17 protein-coding genes, 1 tRNA gene and 1 pseudogene are annotated in these 16,547 nt (G+C 74.3%); 11 read left to right on the forward strand and 8 right to left on the reverse strand.

The annotated features are described in order from the left end of the window. The first annotated feature begins 9 nt into the window (after window positions 1-9). Entirely contained in the window at window positions 10-528 is a 519-nt protein-coding gene (locus tag ACIBTU_RS23360) for a hypothetical protein (protein ID WP_399128290.1), read from the forward strand. A gap of 5 nt (window positions 529-533) precedes the next feature. Here the strand turns inward: ACIBTU_RS23360 and ACIBTU_RS23365 are convergent, their stop codons facing one another. Beyond that, entirely contained in the window at window positions 534-1,142 is a 609-nt protein-coding gene (locus ACIBTU_RS23365) for a hypothetical protein (protein WP_399128291.1), read from the reverse strand. A gap of 34 nt (window positions 1,143-1,176) precedes the next feature. Here ACIBTU_RS23365 and ACIBTU_RS23370 point away from each other — a divergent pair. Then, window positions 1,177-1,464, forward strand: a pseudogene (locus tag ACIBTU_RS23370) (GTP cyclohydrolase I); the annotation flags it as partial. A 61-nt stretch (window positions 1,465-1,525) separates the two neighbouring features. Then, entirely contained in the window at window positions 1,526-2,512 is a 987-nt protein-coding gene (locus ACIBTU_RS23375; protein WP_399128292.1) for an aldo/keto reductase, read from the forward strand. A gap of 2 nt (window positions 2,513-2,514) precedes the next feature. Here ACIBTU_RS23375 and abc-f read toward each other — a convergent pair whose 3' ends face one another. The 3 genes from abc-f to ACIBTU_RS23390 all read right to left on the reverse strand — a co-directional run bounded on the left by abc-f (window position 2,515) and on the right by ACIBTU_RS23390 (window position 5,149). Continuing rightward, the gene (gene abc-f / locus ACIBTU_RS23380) at window positions 2,515-4,164 is read right to left on the reverse strand and encodes a ribosomal protection-like ABC-F family protein (protein WP_399128293.1); all 1,650 of its coding nucleotides are present in this window, start codon (window positions 4,162-4,164) and stop codon (window positions 2,515-2,517) included. 168 nt (window positions 4,165-4,332) lie between these two features. Further along, window positions 4,333-4,515, reverse strand: coding sequence for a hypothetical protein (locus tag ACIBTU_RS23385; RefSeq protein ID WP_399128294.1), 183 nt, complete (start codon window positions 4,513-4,515; stop codon window positions 4,333-4,335). Between the two features lie 79 nt (window positions 4,516-4,594). Next, window positions 4,595-5,149: a GNAT family N-acetyltransferase gene (locus ACIBTU_RS23390; protein ID WP_399128295.1), complete on the reverse strand. Its 555-nt coding sequence runs from the start codon at window positions 5,147-5,149 to the stop codon at window positions 4,595-4,597. Here ACIBTU_RS23390 and ACIBTU_RS23395 point away from each other — a divergent pair. Both ACIBTU_RS23395 and ACIBTU_RS23400 read left to right on the forward strand, forming a co-directional pair. After that, entirely contained in the window at window positions 5,148-5,720 is a 573-nt protein-coding gene (locus ACIBTU_RS23395; protein ID WP_399128296.1) for a helix-turn-helix domain-containing protein, read from the forward strand. The two genes, ACIBTU_RS23390 and ACIBTU_RS23395, sit on opposite strands and share 2 nt — an antisense overlap. Next, a complete protein-coding gene (locus tag ACIBTU_RS23400; RefSeq protein ID WP_399128297.1) occupies window positions 5,717-6,886 on the forward strand; it encodes an MFS transporter in 1,170 nt (389 codons plus the stop codon). Before ACIBTU_RS23395 ends, ACIBTU_RS23400 begins: the two co-directional genes overlap by 4 nt. Window positions 6,887-6,925: 39 nt before the next feature. On the opposite strand, the gene ACIBTU_RS23405 is transcribed toward ACIBTU_RS23400, so the two are convergent. Next, entirely contained in the window at window positions 6,926-7,333 is a 408-nt protein-coding gene (locus ACIBTU_RS23405) for a DUF5997 family protein (RefSeq protein ID WP_399128298.1), read from the reverse strand. A 59-nt stretch (window positions 7,334-7,392) separates the two neighbouring features. Between ACIBTU_RS23405 and ACIBTU_RS23410 the strand changes: the two genes are divergently transcribed. Then, window positions 7,393-8,172, forward strand: coding sequence for a LysR family transcriptional regulator substrate-binding protein (locus ACIBTU_RS23410; protein WP_399128299.1), 780 nt, complete (start codon window positions 7,393-7,395; stop codon window positions 8,170-8,172). 418 nt (window positions 8,173-8,590) lie between these two features. Here ACIBTU_RS23410 and ACIBTU_RS23415 read toward each other — a convergent pair whose 3' ends face one another. After that, entirely contained in the window at window positions 8,591-9,175 is a 585-nt protein-coding gene (locus ACIBTU_RS23415; protein WP_399128300.1) for a TetR/AcrR family transcriptional regulator, read from the reverse strand. Between the two features lie 205 nt (window positions 9,176-9,380). Between ACIBTU_RS23415 and ACIBTU_RS23420 the strand changes: the two genes are divergently transcribed. The 5 genes from ACIBTU_RS23420 to ACIBTU_RS23440 all read left to right on the forward strand — a co-directional run bounded on the left by ACIBTU_RS23420 (window position 9,381) and on the right by ACIBTU_RS23440 (window position 14,259). Beyond that, complete coding sequence (locus ACIBTU_RS23420; protein ID WP_399128301.1) at window positions 9,381-9,947, forward strand: 2Fe-2S iron-sulfur cluster-binding protein; 567 nt, start codon at window positions 9,381-9,383, stop codon at window positions 9,945-9,947. Then, the gene (locus ACIBTU_RS23425; RefSeq protein ID WP_399128303.1) at window positions 9,944-10,936 is read left to right on the forward strand and encodes an FAD binding domain-containing protein; all 993 of its coding nucleotides are present in this window, start codon (window positions 9,944-9,946) and stop codon (window positions 10,934-10,936) included. The genes ACIBTU_RS23420 and ACIBTU_RS23425 overlap by 4 nt, the downstream gene beginning before the upstream one ends. Beyond that, window positions 10,933-13,050: a xanthine dehydrogenase family protein molybdopterin-binding subunit gene (locus ACIBTU_RS23430; protein WP_399128304.1), complete on the forward strand. Its 2,118-nt coding sequence runs from the start codon at window positions 10,933-10,935 to the stop codon at window positions 13,048-13,050. The genes ACIBTU_RS23425 and ACIBTU_RS23430 overlap by 4 nt, the downstream gene beginning before the upstream one ends. Then, the gene (locus ACIBTU_RS23435) at window positions 13,043-14,155 is read left to right on the forward strand and encodes an XdhC family protein (RefSeq protein ID WP_399128305.1); all 1,113 of its coding nucleotides are present in this window, start codon (window positions 13,043-13,045) and stop codon (window positions 14,153-14,155) included. The genes ACIBTU_RS23430 and ACIBTU_RS23435 overlap by 8 nt, the downstream gene beginning before the upstream one ends. A 28-nt stretch (window positions 14,156-14,183) precedes the next feature. Beyond that, window positions 14,184-14,259, forward strand: a tRNA-Leu gene (locus tag ACIBTU_RS23440). Between the two features lie 34 nt (window positions 14,260-14,293). Here ACIBTU_RS23440 and ACIBTU_RS23445 read toward each other — a convergent pair. Continuing rightward, window positions 14,294-15,655: a VWA domain-containing protein gene (locus ACIBTU_RS23445; RefSeq protein WP_399128306.1), complete on the reverse strand. Its 1,362-nt coding sequence runs from the start codon at window positions 15,653-15,655 to the stop codon at window positions 14,294-14,296. Next, window positions 15,652-16,509, reverse strand: a complete 858-nt coding sequence (locus ACIBTU_RS23450) for an AAA family ATPase (RefSeq protein ID WP_399128307.1) — start codon at window positions 16,507-16,509, stop codon at window positions 15,652-15,654. Before ACIBTU_RS23450 ends, ACIBTU_RS23445 begins: the two co-directional genes overlap by 4 nt. Between the last annotated feature and the right edge of the window lie 38 nt (window positions 16,510-16,547).

A 16,547-nucleotide genomic window follows, 5' to 3' on the forward strand; every position in this document is an offset into this window, starting at 1 on the left:
GTGAGCCCGATGACCGTGTCCCCGCCCGCTCGTGACGCGATGCTGGACCTCCTCTCGGCGGACGGCCCGGACCCGGAGCACGCCGAGGCGATGATGCTCTACGGCCGGCTGGTCGGGACCTGGGAGATCAGCAACCGTTACCGGTTCCCCGACGGAGAGTGGCGCACCGCCGCGGGGGAGTGGCGCTTCGGGTGGGCGCTCGGCGGCCGGGTGGTGCAGGACGTGCTCCACTGCCCGGACTTCATGGGCCCCTATCCCGGTACCACCGTCCGCATGTACGACGTCAACACGGGCCTGTGGACGATCACTTGGATCTCACCCAAGCTGCCGTCCTACTTCCGGCAGACCGGCCGCTCCGACGGCGCCGGCGGAATGATCCAGGAAGGCACGGACGCCGAAGGCAGGCGCTCCCGCTGGACGTTCACCGACGTCACCCCGACCTCCTTCCACTGGAAGGGCTACAGCGCGGGCCCCGACGGCGGGTTCACGTTCTTCCAGGAGATGCACGCGAAGCGTACGAGCGCCTAGGGACCTCAGGTGTCCTTCCGCCGTGCGGCGAGCCAGTCCGTGAACCCGGCGGGATCGCGGACGCCGTCGTCGAGGACCGCCCCGTAGACGTCGACGCTCCGGACGGTCGTCCCGTACTCGGGCCGTTCGGCCCAGGCCCGCTTGATCGCGATGATCGCCGCACGGGTCTCGTCCGTCAGGCGTGGGCGCAGGGTGGTGAGATGAGCCGTCGACGGCTGCCGTTCGGGCGCGTCGAGGAACCAGAGGTCCAGGTTCCAGGCGGCGCCGGACGAGGGCGCGCGGCACTCCACCCCGAGGTACAGGCCGTCGGGGTAGGCGTCCGGCTCGCGGTTCCAGGTCCCGCAGTCGTTGCGGAAGGTCACGAGGCGGACGCGCGGATGCGCCGCGAGACCGGCTCCGACGGCTGCCACGGCGGCGATCGCCGCGTCGTCGAGGCGCGCGCACGTCACGTCCACGTCGAGGTCCCGGCGGACCATCAGGCCCAGCGCCGCGCTCCCGACGACGGCGGGCGTGCCGACGCGCGGCAGCGAAGCGTCGAGTCCGAGGTCCCGGTACACCTGCTCCGCCTCGGCGCGCAGCGCGGTCTGCCCCGCCCGCAGATCTGAGACGTCCACGCGGACACCCTAGGCGTGAGGCGGCCCGGCCGGGCCCGGTTCGCGCATCCTGGGCCTGTCCAAACCGGCCCGTGTCGTCGTGCACTTCGCCTGCCGCCCACAGGTCCAGGAACGTCTGACCAAACAGGTCGCCGACTGGCTGCAGACCCAGCTGGAGCCCAAGGGCGTCGGCGTCGTCATCGAGGCCGAACACTCCTGCATGACCCTGCGCGGCGTACAGGCGACCGGCTCCAGCACGATGACCTCGACCATGCTGGGCCTCCTGCGCACCGACGCCCGCTCCCGCAGCGAGTTCCTGTCGCTGACCGGCGCCGCGTCGTAGGACGGTCGCAGGGCTAGGGTCGACGTCGTCGGCGAACGCTCACCCGGCCGGACGGAGAGGCATGCGGACACGACGACTCGGGCGCACCGCGGTCGAGGTCACCGAACTCGGCTTCGGGGGAGGGCCGTTGGGCGGCCTGTTCGCCGCGCTGGACGACGACACGGCGGCCGGGGCCCTGGCCGCGGCCTGGGACGGCGGCGTCCGCTCCTTCGACACCTCGCCCCACTACGGCCTCGGCCAGTCCGAACGCCGCACCGGCGCCTTCCTGCGGGGCAAGGAGAGGGCGGCGTTCACGCTGTCCACCAAGGTCGGCCGGCTGCTGGTGCCGCAGGAGGCGGGCGGCCGCACCGACGAGCGGTTCGTGGTGCCGGCCACCCATCGCCGGGTCTGGGACTTCTCCCGCGACGGCGTCCTGCGCAGCGTCGAGGACTCCCTCGCCCGGCTCGGCCTCGACCGCGTCGACGTCCTGTACCTGCACGACGCGGAGGAACACTTCGAGGAGGCGCTGCGCACCGGGTACCCGGCGCTGGCCGAACTGCGCGCCCAGGGCGTCGTCGGGGCGATCGGCGCCGGCATGTACCACCCCGGCAAGCTGGCCCGCCTGGTGCGCGAGACCGACGCGGACGTCGTGATGCTGTCCGGCCGGTACACCCTCCTCGACCACAGCGCCCTGGACGAACTGCTGCCCGCCTGCACCGCGCGCGGCGTCTCCGTCCTGGCCGCGTCCGTCTTCAACTCCGGCCTGCTGGCCACCGACCGCCCAGCCGAGGACGCCCGGTACGACTACGGCCCCGCCACCCCCGTACTCCTCGCCCGGACCCACCGCATCGCCGACGTCTGCGCCGCGCACGGCGTGACGGTCCCGCAGGCCGCCCTCGCCTTCCCGCTGCTCCACCCCGCCGTCGCCGGCGTCGTCGTCGGCATGCGCAGCGCGGACGAGGTGCGACGCGACCTCGCCGCGTTCGGCGCGGACATCCCGGCCGGCCTCTGGTCGGACCTCCGGGCGGCGGGCCTTCTGGACGAACGCACCGCCGGCCCCGGGGTCTGAGGTCAGGCCGGGCGGCCCGCGCTCAGCGCGAGCCGGTGGCCGGGGAACCGTTCGCGGAAGGCGTGGTCGTGCGAGACCACGACGACCGCGCCCGGATACGCGGACAGCGCCGCCTCCAGGTCCTCCACGAGGTCGAGCGCGACGTGGTTCGTCGGCTCGTCGAGGACGAGGACGTCGGCGGGCCGCGTGACCAGGCGGGCGAGCTGGAGCCGCCGCTGCTGCCCGGCGGACAGCTCCGCGACCGGCACGCACAGGTCCTCCTCACGGAACAGACCCAGGGCCAGCAGCCGTTCGGCGTGCTCGTCCGGCGGGCCGGGAGATCCGGCCGCGAACGCGGCGAGCAGCGCAAGACCCGTGGACCGCGCGGGCAACTCCTGCGCCAGATAGCCGATCCGGGCGGCGATGCGCACCGTTCCGGCATCGGGTGCGAGGTCTCCGGCCAGGACCCGCAGCAGGGTCGTCTTCCCGGCCCCGTTCTCTCCCGTGACCAGGAGCCGCTCCCCGGCGCCGACGGTCAGCGGCCCGTCCAGGCGCAGCCGTTCGCCGACCCGCACGCCGTCGAGCGTGACGAGCGGACCGTCCGCCCCGGGCCGGGTGACGGACTCCGTCGTGAGCGCCGCGGTGAACCGGAGCGGGGCCGCGGGCTCGGGCACCGGTGCGCGCCGCAGCTGCGCCAGCCGTTCGCGGGCCGCCCGCACCTGCCCGCCGAGCTTCGCCTCGTGCGAGCGGCGGTGCTTGCCGAAGCCCTGCCCCGGATCCTTCCCGCTCGTCGCGAGCCGCCTCCCCGCGGCCGCGACCAGCTCCTCGGTGCGGGCCGACTCCTCGACCCAGTCCGCGTGTTCCTGCACCGCACGGCGCCGCGCGGACGCCTTCGCGGCGCGGTATCCGGCCCAGCCGTCGCCGTACCGGTGCACTGTGCGGCTGTCCCGGTCGACCTCCAGGATCGTCGTGGCGACACGCTCCAGGAACAGCCGGTCGTGGGTCACCGCGACGACGGTGCCGCGGTGGGCGCGCAGGTGCTCCTGGAGCCAGCGCACGGCCCCCGCGTCGAGATGGTTCGTCGGCTCGTCGAGCAGGAGCAGTTCGGGTGCGGCGGCCAGCACGCAGGCGAGGGCGAGCCGGGACCGCTCACCGCCGGACAGGGAGCCGAGCACACGCTCGCGGGTGACCCCGGCGAGTCCCAGCCCGTGCAGGGCGGCGTCCACCCGGACGTCGGCCTCGTAACCGCCGCGCTCCTCGTAGGCGAGCAGGAGTTCGCCGTACGCGGTCAGCTCGTCCTGGGTCGCCTCGCCGAGCCGCTCCTCCGCGGCGCGCAACTGCCGCTCCATGTCCCGCAGTTCGCGCAGCGCGAGGTCGACGGCGTCCCGCACGGTGCGGTCGGGGGAGAGGGCGAGGGTCTGGGCGAGGTGACCGGTGCCGCCGGGGAAGCGGACGGTGACCTCCCCGTCGTCCGGCGGCTCGGCGGCGGCGAGCAGCCGCAGGAGAGTGGACTTGCCGGCGCCGTTCTCACCGATGACGGCTGCCTTCTCGCCCGGGCGGACGGTGAAGGTGACCTGGTCGAGGACGGTCCGGGTGCCGTAGGACTTCGTGACGTTCCTGACGGACAGCTGTGCCGTGGCGGCGGGCACGGCGGTACGGGCGCGTTCGCGCATGGGACTTCCCTGAGTGTGAGGTGTTCACGGGTGGCGGAGGCGGCGGCGGGGCGCCGTGCCCGGACTCAGAGGAAGAAGTAGAAAGCCATGCCGCTACTGTACAAGACGACCCGTCTCGTCTCAAATGATTGATGGCATGGCGAAGGAACCCCAGGTCAGGAGTTCGGGTCAGGACGGGCCGATGTTCTGGCGCGCAGCGTTCGACGCCGACACGCCCTCGTCGAGGCCCCGCGCCGCCGCGGCACCTTCGCCCGCGCCCCGTTCGCCCGTGCCACCACGGCGGCGCAGCGCGACCAGGCACGCGGCGCCCGCGAGCGCGAGGACGGCCAGGACGACGATTCCGTAGATCATGAGCGAGACCCCCGTAAGTCAGGGGGTGCGCGGCGCGCGGCCCCCGGATGTGCCTGTGCGTCCTAGTGTCGCCCCGGGCTCAGCTGTTCGAAACCCCCGGCGGTTCGTCGAGCGGCAGGCGCATCAGGGTCAGGTCCAGCCAGCGGTCGAACTTGCGGCCCACTTCCCGCACCGTGCCCGCGTGCTCGAAGCCGTGGCGTTCGTGCAGGCGGATCGACGCCGCGTTGCCCGCCTCGATGCCGGCGATCATCACGTGCAGGTCCGCCGCCCGCGCCGAGGCGATCAGCGCCGACAGGAGCGCCGAGCCGATGCCGAGTCCGTGTCGCCCCTCGGCGACGTAGACCGAGTTCTCGACCGTGTGCCGGAAGCCGGAGTACGCCTTCCACGGGCCGTAGACCGCGAAGCCGACGACCGCGCCCGCATGCTCCGCGACGAACGCCGAACCGCGCTCCAGGTGGTCGCCGAGCCAGGCCGCGCCCTCCTCGCGGGTCTGCGGGGTGTCCGTCCACAGCGCCGTGCCGTGCTCGATGGCGTGGTTGCGGATGGCCAGGACGGGGGGCAGGTCCGTGGCCCGGGCCGGGCGGACCGTCACCGCCTGCCGCCCGGACTCCTCGGTCTCGTATATTGGATTCATGTCCAACATCGTAGACCCTCTGGTGGAGCGCATCGGCGCCCGGATCCGCGCCGAGCGGGACCGGCGGCGCTGGACGCTGGCGGAGCTCGCCGAGGAGTCCGGGGTGTCACGGGCGATGATCCACCGGATCGAGCGCGGCGAGAGCAACCCCACGGCCGTCGTCCTCGGCAAGCTCTCGGCCGCCTTCCGGCTGAGCGTCGCCACCCTGCTCGACCCCGACGGGGAGGCGGCGGAGCGGGTGCGGCGGGCGGACACCGCGCCGCTCTGGAACGACCCCGAGACCGGATACACCCGCCGGCAGGTCTCGGGCCCCGGCTTCCCCGCCGAGGTCGCCGAGATCCGGCTGCCCGCCGGCGCCGAAGTCCCGTACCCGGCGGCCGCGTTCGCGTTCCACCGGCAGATCATCTGGGTCCTCGACGGGCATCTCACCTTCCACGAGGGCGACGTGGTGCACGAACTGGACGCGGGCGACACCGTCGAACTGGGGCGGCCCGCACCCTGTGTCTTCGTCAACTCCACGGCGCACGAGTGCCGTTACGCCGTCGTGCTCGTCCGTGGCGACGCACCGTGAGCCTGCGACGCGGCGCGGTCGGGCTGCTGGCCTGCACGGCCGGGGTGGCGCTCGCCAACAACTACGCGATCCAGCCCGCGCTCGGCGACGTCGCCCGCGACACCGGAACCTCCGCCGCCGCGATCGGACTCGTCACGACGGCCGCGCTGGCCGGCTGCATCGCCGGGTTCGCCTTCCTGCTCCCGCTCGCCGACCGGGCCGCGCCCCGGCGCCTGGTCGCCGGGCAGCTCCTGCTGCTCGCGGCCGGGCTCGTCGTCGCCTCGCTCGCCCACCACGTGGCCCTGCTGCTCCTCGCCTACGGCGTGATCGGCGCGGGCGCGAGCGTCAGCGCCATGGCCTCGACGATCGCGGGGCGCGGGGCACCCGAGGGACGGCGCGGGCACGCCGTCGCGCTGGTCGCGGCCGGGATGTCCGCCGGAATCCTGCTCAGCCGGCTCGTCGGCGGCGCCCTCGCGGACGCCGTCGGCTGGCGCGGGATGCTGCTCGCGTTCGCCGCGCTCGTCCTGGCCTGCGCGGCCGCCGCCCGGCTGTGGCTGCCCGCCGAACGCCCCGCGCCCACCGGCACGTACCTCGCGACGCTCGTGGCGCTGCCCGGACTGCTGCACCGCCACCGCGCCCTGCGCCGCGCCGTCCTGAACGGCAGCCTCTGGTACTTCGCGTTCAGCCTGGTCTGGGTGGCGCTCACCGTGCGGCTCGGGCAGCCCCCGTACGGCCTGGACGCGGGGACGATCGGGCTCTACAGCCTCGCCGGGGTGCTCGGTTTCGCCGCGCTGCCCGTCGCCGGGCGGCTCGGGGACCGGTACTCGCCGCGCGTCGTGATCGCCGGGAGCATGGCCGTCGCGGCGGTGGGGGCGGCGCTGCTGTGCACGGGGCTCGACCGGCCCGTGGTCACCGCCGCCGGGCTCGCCCTCGTCGACGCGGGGTGCTTCACGGCACAGGCCGCGAACCAGGCCCGCATCCTCGCGATCGACCCGCGCCGGGGCGGCAGCCTCAGCGGGGTCTATCTCCTGCTCTACTTCCTCGCCGGCGCCCTGGGCGCCGGCCTGGCCAGCCCGCTGATCGAGGCCGGCGGCTGGACGGCCGCCGCGCTCGCGGTGCTCGCCGCGCTCGTCCCGGCGGGCCTGCTCGCCCTGCGCCGCGACGAGCGGGGAAAGACGAGCGCGTGAAACCGGTGGCGCGGGACCGACCGTGAGCCCCGGCAGGGCTCAGTGCTGGTCCTGACCGCCCTGGCGCTCCGCCTTCTCCGCGTGCATCTTCTTCACGCGGACGGTCTCCTTGCGGACCTCCGACTGCGTGGCGCGCTCCTTCTGCAGCCACTCCGGGTTCTCGTCCTTCAGCGATTCGATCTGGGCCGTGGTGAGCGCCTCCGTGACACCGCCGCGGGCCAGGCCCGCGATGGAGATGCCCAGCTTCCCCGCGACCACCGGGCGCGGGTGCGGGCCGTCGGCGCGCAGGGCGACCAGCCACTGCGGCGGGTCGGCCTGCAGCGCGGCCAGCTCGGCGCGCGAGACGACACCCTCCTGGAACTCTGCGGGGGTGGCGTCGAGGTACACACCCAGCTTCTTCGCCGCGGTGGCGGGCTTCATGGTCTGGGCGCTCTGGTGCGAAGTCATGAGGTCAAGGGTATCGAGCGCGGCGGAGAGCTCCGACCACGCCGGGTAGCCTGGGCTCTGTGACAGGCACGGAACAGACCCCCGCGGCGGACCCCTCGGCGACCCCCGGGTTCCGGCTCGCCTACGTACCCGGAGCGACCCCCGCCAAGTGGGTGCGGATCTGGAACGAGCGGCTGCCCGGGACCCCCCTGACCCTCGTCCCCGTGGCCGTGGCCGACGTGGACGGTGTGCTGCGCGGCGGGGAGGCGGACGCCGGTCTGGTGCGGCTGCCGGTGGACCGTACGTTCTTCAGCGCGATCCCGCTCTACACGGAGACCACCGTCGTCGTCGTGCCCAAGGACCACGTCGTGGCCGCCGTCGAGGAGGTCACGCTCGCCGATCTCGCCGACGAGATCGTGCAGCACCCGCTCGACGACGTGCTCGACTGGGAGCGCCCGCCCGGGCAGCCGGCCTTCGAGCGTCCCGCGACCACGGCCGACGCGATCGAGCTGGTCGCCGCCGGGGTGGGCCTGCTGATCGTGCCGCAGTCGCTCGCGCGGCTGCACCACCGCCGCGACCTCACCTACCGGACCGTGACGGACGCGCCCGGCTCCGCCGTGGCGCTCGCCTGGCCGGAGGAGCGCACCACGGACCAGGTCGAGGACCTCATCGGCATCGTGCGCGGCCGCACGGTGAACAGCTCCCGGGGCCGCACCCAGCCCCAGCCGGAGAAGAAGCCCCAGAAGGACAAGAAGCCCCAGAACAAGACCCAGAAGAAGCCGGCCACGTCCGGCCGCCCCCGCCCAGGCGCCAAGCAGCCCGGCCCCCGCCGAGGCGGCAAGCCCCGCAAGCGCTCGTAGTACGCCCCCCAGGGGCGTGGGGCGGTTTCGATCAGCAGCTCAGGCGCCAAGCCAACGGGTGCCCGCCGGGGCGGCAAGCCCTGCAGCACGCATAAGACGTCCCCTGGGGCGCACGAAGTGTGCCCTCAGGGGCGCGGGGAACTGCGCGAGAAGCCCCACCGGGCGGCACCCGGCGACGCACCCCAACAGGGCAGACGCGCCCCCCCGGAAACTTCGCTCAGGCGCTGAGCAGTCGGGTGCCCGCCGGGGCGGCAAGCCCTGCCAGCACGCATAAGACGTCCCCTGGGGCGCACGAAGTGTGCCCTTAGGGGCGCGGGGCGGTTTCGATCAGCGGCTCCGCCGCGTGGGCGCGAGAAGCCCCACCGGGCGGCACCCGGCGACGCACCGCAACATGGCAGACGCGCCCCCCAACCCCCGCTCAACCCGCGGAGCGCCCCGTTCGCAACCCGTCCATCACCAGATCGAGCAACCGCGCGGCCCGAGGCTCCCAGTCGGAATGCGGATCGATCTGCCACAGCCCGGCGATCGCCAGCATGAAGTCGTCCGGGCTGACGCCGGGGCGAATCGTGCCCGCGCGGTCGTTCGCCGCGAGCAGCAGCTCCAGCGCCTGCGTCAGCGGGCCCTGGGCCAGCGACTTGAACGCGCCGCGCGCACTCGTCGCCGCGCACAACGCCTCCGCGAGGCCCGCCTTCGCCATCGCGTACCGGGCCAGCCGGTCCATCCACTCGCGCAGCGCCACCTCGGGCGCCCGGGTCCGCAGGAGCTGCTCGGCCGCGTCGGCGACCTGCTGCACCTCGTAGCGGTACACCTCCAGGACGAGCGCCTCACGGCTCGGGAAGTTCCGGTAGAACGTGCCCTGGCCGACCCCCGCGAGCCGGGCGATCGTGCTGAGCGGGGCCTGCGCCGACCGCGTCAGCTCGGCGAGGGCCACTTCGAGGATGCGCGCGCGGTTGCGCTGCGCGTCCGCGCGCTGCGCGGGGCTCTTGTCCGGCTGCTGCCGCACGCCTCCTCCTTCGACCGTGGCGCGGAAACGTCCTTGCTGGGCGGGACAGTTGTCGATTACGTTACTGAACCGCAGAACGGACAACTGTCCGCTTAGCCCGCACTCTAACCCCGGCCCGGGCCGGCGACCACCGTCCGGCCCCCGCCCCCGCACCGCGCAGATGCGCAGATTCTCCTCGCAACAGACCCGCGAAAGAAGGCTGTTCATGCCATCGGCCGACCCCGCCACGTCCAGCGTCATCACCCTGCAGATCAACGGGGAGAAGCACACGCTGCCCGTGGACCACCGCACCACCCTGCTCGACGCCCTGCGTGAGCGGCTCGACCTGACCGGGACCAAGAAAGGCTGTGACCACGGACAGTGCGGTGCCTGCACCGTGCTGGTCGGCGGCCGCAGGACCGTCGCCTGTCTGCAGCTGGCCGTCGCCGCCGAGGGCCGGGAGATCACCACCATCGAGGGCGTCTCCGAGGGTGACGAGCTGCACCCGGTGCAGCAGGCGTTCGTCGACCTCGACGGCTACCAGTGCGGCTACTGCACCCCCGGCCAGATCTGCTCCGCGCTCGCCGTCATCGAGGAGCACGCGGCCGGCTGGCCGTCCGCCGTGACCGAGGACGTGAGCCCCGAGGCGGCACCGCCGCCGCTGACCCCCGAGGAGATCCGCGAGCGCATGAGCGGCAACCTGTGCCGATGCGGCGCCTACGTCTCCATCGTCCGGGCCGTCGCCCAGGCCGCCGCCGCGAGCCAGAAGAGCCAGAAGGAGACCGTCGCGTGAGGGAGTTCGGATACGAGCGCGCCCTGGACGTGTCCGGAGCCGTCGCCCTCGCGGGCGCCGACCCCGAGACCCGCTTCCTCGGCGGCGGCACCAACCTCGTCGACCTGATGAAGGCGGGCGTCGAACGCCCCGGCCGGCTCGTCGACGTACGCGAACTGCCCCTGGACCGCGTCGAGTCCACGCCCGACGGCGGCCTGCGCATCGGCGCCACGGTCACCAACAGCGACCTCGCCGCCCACCCGGACGTGCGCCGGAACTACCCCGCCCTGACCCAGGCCGTGCTCGCCGGCGCCTCCGGCCAGCTGCGCAACATGGCGACCGTCGGCGGCAACCTGCTCCAGCGCACCCGCTGCGGCTACTTCACCGACGTGACCAAGCCCTGCAACAAGCGGAACCCCGGCAGCGGCTGCCCCGCCCTCGCCGGCGAGCACCGCAACGCCGCGATCCTCGGCGCGAGCGACGCCTGCGTCGCCGTGCACCCCTCCGACATGGGCGTCGCGCTCGCCGCCTTCGACGCCGTCGTCACCTACGAGACCGCCGACGGGCCCGGGGAACTGCCGCTCGCCGACTTCTACCGCCCGGTCGGCGACACCCCGCACCTGGAGACGGCCCTGCCGGCCGGCGCGCTCGTCACGGGCCTCGTCCTGCCGCCCGCGCCCGTCGCCGCCCGCTCCCGCTACCGCAAGGTCCGCGAGCGCGCCTCGTACGCCTTCGCGATCGGCTCCGCGGCCGCCGCGCTCGAGGTCCGCGACGGCGTCGTCCAGGACGCCCGGCTCGCGTTCGGCGCGGTCGCCTCCCGCCCCTGGCGGGCCCGCGCCGCCGAGCAGGTCCTCATCGGCGCGCCCGCCACCGGCGAGACCTTCGCCGCCGCAGCCGACGCCGAGCTCGCCGCCGCGCGGCCGCTGTCGCAGAACACGTACAAGGTGCCACTGATGCGTAATCTCGTCGTGGCGCTGCTCACCGAACTCACCGAGGAGGCCGCCCGATGACGACCACGGCGAAACCCGACGCGGTCGGCGTCGCGCGCACCCGGATCGAGAGCCACGACAAGGTCACCGGCGCGGCCCGCTACGCGAGCGAGATCCCGTTCACCGACCTCGCGCACGGCTGGCTCGTCCTGTCCACGATCGCCCGGGGCCGGATCACGGCGATCGAGGACGCCGACGTCCGCGCGATGCCCGGCGTCCTCACCGTCCTGCACCACGGCAACGCGCCGCGGGTCAGCGCCGAGTTCTTCGGCGCGCTCGGCCAGCCCGACCCGATCGTCGAGGCGTTCCAGCACGACAGGGTGCCGCACGTCGGCTGGCCCGTCGCGCTCGTCGTCGCCGAGACCTCCGAGCAGGCCCGCGAGGCCGCCGAGGCGCTCGTCGTCCGCTACGAGACCGAGCCGCACGACGTCGTCTTCGCCGCGGACCGGCCCGGCACCTACACGCCCGAGGGCCGCGAGGACTCCAAGGGCGACCTGGCGGCCGAACTCGCCGCCTCCGCCGTCGTCGTCGAGGCCTCGTACACGACCCCCGAGCAGCACCACAGCGCCATGGAGCCGCACGCGGTCACCGTCCGCTGGGACGGCGGCCGCCTGGAGGTCTTCGACGCCAACCAGGGCAGCAAGTGGGTCGCCGACGACCTCGCCCGCATGTTCTCCCTCGACCCCGAGACCGTGCACGTGCGCTCCGAGCACGTCGGCGGAGCCTTCGGCTCCAAGGGTCTGCGGGCGCACCACATCGCCGCCGTCATGGCCGCCACCGAGCTCCAGCGGCCGGTACGCATCTCGCTGACGCGCCGCCAGGTCTTCGCGATCACCGGCTACCGCAGCCCCACCGCCCAGCGGGTCCGGCTCGGCGCCGACGCCGACGGACGACTGCGCGCCTTCGAGCACGAGGCCCAGTGCATGACCTCGAACCTGCGCGAGTTCGTCGAGGCCAGCGCCGGGTACGGGCACGTCATGTACGCGACCGACGCGCTGCGCACCGTCGACCGGGTCACGCCCGTCGACGTGGCGACCCCGACCTGGATGCGCGCGCCCGGCGAGGCGCCCGGCTCCTTCGCGGTCGAGTCCGCGATCGACGAACTCGCCGAGCGGCTCGGCCTGGACCCGATCGCGGTGCGCGTGCGCAACGAACCGACGGCCGGTCCGCTCTCCGGCCTCCCGTTCAGCAGCCGCAACCTGCTCGGCTGCCTGGAGGAGGGCGCCCGCCGCTTCGGCTGGAGCGAGCGCGACCCGCGCCCGCGCGCCCGCCGCGAGGGCCGCTGGCTCATCGGCACCGGTGTCGCCGCGTCCGCCTTCCCCTCCAACGCCGCGCCCTCGACCGCGTCCGTGACCGCCGAACAGGACGGCACGTTCACGGTGAAGATCTCCGCGGCCGACGTCGGCACCGGCGCCCGGACCGCGCTCACCTCGATCGCGGCCGACGCCCTCGACGTGGCGCCCGAGCGGGTCCACGTCCGGATCGCCGACAGCGACTTCGGGCCGGCCTGGGTCGCCGGCGGCTCCATGGGCACCCGCTCCTGGGGCTGGGCCGTCATGGCCGCCGCCGCGGAGCTGCGCGAGAAGCTCGTCACCGGGGTCGAGATCCCGGCCGACGGCATCACCGCCCGCACGGACACGGCCGCCCTGATCGCCGCCCTCGCCCAGAAGGAACGGCACGCGTTCGGCGCCCAGTTCGCCGAGGTCGCCGTCGACGTCACCACCGGCGAGGTACGGGTCCGGCGGCTGCTCGGCGTCTTCGCGGCGGGCCGCATCGTCAACCCGCTCACCGCGCGCAGCCAGTTCGTCGGCGGCATGACCTGGGGCCTGTCGATGGCGCTGCACGAGGAGGCCGTCCGCGACGAGGCGTCCGGCGGTCACGTCGGCGCCGACTTCGCCGGGTACCACGTCGCCGCCAACGCGGACGTGCCGGAGATCGAGGCCGTCTGGATCGAGGACCCGGACCCCGACGACCCCGTCGGCATCAAGGGCATCGGCGAGATCGGCATCGTCGGCACCGCCGCCGCCATTGCCAACGCGGTGCACCACGCGACCGGCGTCCGCCACCGCGACCTGCCGATCCGCCCCGACCGGGTGCTGCTCGCCGAGGCCGGAGGGGACGCCCCGCATGCTTGACCTCGCCGGGCCGCTCGGTGAATGGGCCGCGCAGGGCCGGGAGTTCGCCGTCGCCACCGTTGTCTCGGTGAGCGGCAGCGCGCCCCGGCCGCCCGGCGCGGCCCTCGCCGTCGACGCGGCGGGCGAGGCGATCGGCTCGGTGTCCGGCGGCTGCGTCGAGGGCGCGGTGTACGAACTGTGCGCCGAGGCGCTGCGCGACGGCACCGTGCGGCGCGAGCGCTTCGGGTACAGCGACGACGACGCGTTCGCCGTGGGACTCACCTGCGGCGGCAGCGTCGAGGTGCACGTCGTCCCGGTCCGGGCGGACTCGCCCGGCCGGGCCGCGCTCACCGAGGCGTTCGCGCTCGCCGCGCGGGGCGAACCGGTGGCGCTCGCCCGGGTCCTCGACGGGCCCGGCGAGCTGCCCGCCGACGGCCGCGTGCTCATGGTGCGGCCCGACGGTTCGACCGCCGGCGACCTCGGTTCGGCGGATGACGCCGCGCTCGCCGCGCAGACCGGCGCGCTCCTCGACCTCGGGCGGACCGGGGTGTGCGCGGTGCCGGAGAGCTCCGCGCGCTGCGGCGGCGACGTCTCTCTCTTCGTGGAGTCGTCGGTGCCGCCGGCGCGGATGATCGTGTTCGGCGCGGTGGACTTCGCCGGGGCGCTCGTCCGGGTCGGCAAACTGCTCGGCTTCCACGTGACCCTGTGCGACGCGCGCGCCGTGTTCGCGACGCGCACCCGCTTCCCGGAGGCGGACGAGGTCGTCGTCGAGTGGCCCGACCGCTATCTGCGGGCCACGCACACCGACGAGCGGACCGTGCTGTGCGTGCTCACGCACGACGCCAAGTTCGACGTGCCGCTCCTCGAGGAGGCGCTGCGCCGGCCGGCCGCGTTCATCGGGGCGATGGGCTCGCGCCGGACGCACGAGGACCGCCTGGAGCGGCTGCGGGAGGCGGGCCTGACCGACGCCGAACTGGCACGGCTCCGCTCGCCGATCGGGCTCGACCTCGGTGGCCGTACGCCGGAGGAGACGGCCGTGTCGATCGGGGCGGAGATCGTCGCCGCCCGCCGGGGCGGGACGGGCGCTCCGCTGAGCGGCTTGGCGGGGCCGATCCACCGCACATGAGCGGAGCGGCCCGGTAGGATCCGGGCGGGCGGGTGTAGCGCAGTGGTCGTCGCGCCTCACACAGCATGAGAGGAGGACGCCGGTTCGAATCCGGCCACCCAGCCCACCCGAGCGAGGAAGCCGCGGGTCGACGCGGCGTCACACCGGCAGCAGCCTCCCCACCAGCGCGCTCAACTGCCGGGCGTTGCGGCACTCGTACATCGGCACCACGTCCGCGTACACGCCCGCCGCGGAGTCCCCCGTGTCCCAGAGCGACTTCGGCTCCGGGTTCAGCCAGTAGGTGCGGCGGGCCGTGCGGGCGATGCGGCTCAGGGACGGCACGTTCGGGTTCTGCTGGTTGTTGCGGGCGTCGCCGAGGACGAAGACCGTCGTGCGCGGGCCCACCGCCGCCTCGTAACGTTCGACGAACTCTCCCAGCGCCGTGCCGTAGTCGCTGCTGCCGTGCCACCCCGTGATCGCCGCCTCCGCCGTGATGCGGGCGCCGAGGCCGTCCGGGTCCGCCGTGCCGTGGTCGAGGAGGCCGGTGACCTCGTCGATCCGGTTGACGAACGCGAACACGCGGACCTTGCTGAACTGGTCGTGCAGGGCCTGGACCAGGAGCATCGTGAAGTTCGCGAAACCCGCCACGGAGCCCGACACGTCGCAGAGCAGCACCAGTTCGGGCCGGGCCGGGCGGCGCCTGCGCAGGACCGGGCGCATCGGCACCCCGCCCGTCGACAGCGAGCCGCGCAGCGTGCGGCGCAGGTCGATGTGGCCGCGGGCCGCCCGGCGCCGGCGTGCCGCGAGGCGTGTGGCGAGCTTCCGGGCCAGTGGATGGACGGCCCGGCGCAGTTCGGCGAGCTGGGCCTTGCCCGCGTACAGGAAGTCGGCCCGGTCCGCCGTCCGCACCGCCATGCGGCGCGCGATCTCGTCCGTGCCGCGCCGCTCGGCGACCCGGCGGCGGGCCTCGGCCCGCACCAGCTCGCGGAAGTCCTCGATCCGGGCCCGGACCTCGTCGGCCGCGATCCGGTCGGTGAACGCGCCCGAGGCGGCGGACCCGGAACCCGCCATGATCCGGGCCAGCAGGGTCTGCGGGCGCAGGCGGTCCAGCGTCTGGTGCGCCGAGTACCCGTCCGAACCCGGCGTCGAGCCGTAGCCGCCGAGCCCGTCCACCGCCTCGGCCGCGAGCCCGGCGAGCGCCGCCCGGTCGTTCGCCGCGAGGGCCTCGGCGAGCCGCTCGCGCAGCTCGTCCCGGTCGAAGCCCTCGCCCGGCTGCCCGGGGGCGCCGATCCCGCGCGGGAAGTACAGCTCGAAGACGGGGTCGAACACGGCCCGCTGGCCCTGGTCGTGCAGCAGCGCCGAGGCGAGGCCCTCGCGCAGGTGCTCCCGGTTGTCGAGGCCCAGCTCGGCGACGGCACGCGCCGCGTCCACGCTCTCGCCCGTGCCGATCCGGACGCCGTGCGTGCGCAGGGCCCGTACGAGATCGGTCACCCGGTCGGCGACCGACGGGGCGGTGCTCACACGGCGTCCAGGTCGAGCTTGGCGGCGGCCGTGCGCACGTCCTCCTGGTGCTTGAGGACGACGCCGAGCGACTGCCGGACGACCTCCTCGTCGAGCCGGTCCGCGCCGAGCGCGAGGAGGGTGCGCGCCCAGTCGACCGTCTCCGCGACCGAGGGCGCCTTGCGCAGGTCCATCGCCCGCAGTGCGCCCACGACCCGGACCAGCGACTCGGCCAGCACCGCGTCGAGTTCGGGCACCTTCAGCGCGACGATCCGGCGCTCGAGCTCGGCGTCGGGGAAGTCGATGTGCAGGAACAGGCAGCGGCGGCGCAGCGCCTCCGACAGCTCCCGGGACGCGTTCGAGGTCAGCACCACGAACGGGCGGCGCTCCGCGGTGATCGTGCCCAGCTCCGGCACCGTCACCTGGAAGTCGCTGAGCACCTCCAGGAGCAGGCCCTCCACCTCGACGTCGGCCTTGTCCATCTCGTCGACGAGCAGCACCTTCGGGTCCGTGCCCCGGATCGCGGTCAGCAGCGGCCGCGTCAGCAGGTACTCCTCGCTGAAGATGTCCGAACGCGTCCGGTCCCACGTCTCGTCACGGCCCGCCGTGATCCGCAGCAACTGCTTCGCGTGGTTCCACTCGTACAGCGCGCGGGACTCGTCGACGCCCTCGTAGCACTGGAGCCGCACGAGCCGGGCGTCGGTGATCTCCGCGACGGCCTTCGCCAGCTCGGTCTTGCCGACGCCCGCCGGGCCCTCGACGAGCAGCGGCTTGCCGAGCCGGGCGGCGAGGAAGACGGTGGTGGCCACCGCGGGCGAGGCGAGATAGCCGGTCTCGGCCAGGCGCGCGGTGACATCGTCCACGGACGCGAACAACGGGGCCTCCAGCGTGATGCGATACGGAATCCCAGCTG

Source organism: Streptomyces sp. NPDC050145, from assembly GCF_044460245.1.
Taxonomy (GTDB): Bacteria; Actinomycetota; Actinomycetes; order Streptomycetales; family Streptomycetaceae; genus Streptomyces.

Excerpts from the sequence above, each read along its gene's own strand:
- ACIBTU_RS23360 (WP_399128290.1), top strand. The coding sequence starts at position 10 with ATGACCGTGTCCCCGCCCGCTCGTGACGCGATGCTGGACCTCCTCTCG.
- ACIBTU_RS23375 (WP_399128292.1), top strand. The coding sequence starts at position 1,526 with ATGCGGACACGACGACTCGGGCGCACCGCGGTCGAGGTCACCGAACTC.
- abc-f (WP_399128293.1), bottom strand. The coding sequence starts at position 4,164 with ATGCGCGAACGCGCCCGTACCGCCGTGCCCGCCGCCACGGCACAGCTG.
- ACIBTU_RS23385 (WP_399128294.1), bottom strand. The coding sequence starts at position 4,515 with ATGATCTACGGAATCGTCGTCCTGGCCGTCCTCGCGCTCGCGGGCGCC.
- ACIBTU_RS23395 (WP_399128296.1), top strand. The coding sequence starts at position 5,148 with ATGTCCAACATCGTAGACCCTCTGGTGGAGCGCATCGGCGCCCGGATC.
- ACIBTU_RS23390 (WP_399128295.1), bottom strand. The coding sequence starts at position 5,149 with ATGAATCCAATATACGAGACCGAGGAGTCCGGGCGGCAGGCGGTGACG.
- ACIBTU_RS23405 (WP_399128298.1), bottom strand. The coding sequence starts at position 7,333 with ATGACTTCGCACCAGAGCGCCCAGACCATGAAGCCCGCCACCGCGGCG.
- ACIBTU_RS23420 (WP_399128301.1), top strand. The coding sequence starts at position 9,381 with ATGCCATCGGCCGACCCCGCCACGTCCAGCGTCATCACCCTGCAGATC.
- ACIBTU_RS23430 (WP_399128304.1), top strand. The coding sequence starts at position 10,933 with ATGACGACCACGGCGAAACCCGACGCGGTCGGCGTCGCGCGCACCCGG.
- ACIBTU_RS23435 (WP_399128305.1), top strand. The coding sequence starts at position 13,043 with ATGCTTGACCTCGCCGGGCCGCTCGGTGAATGGGCCGCGCAGGGCCGG.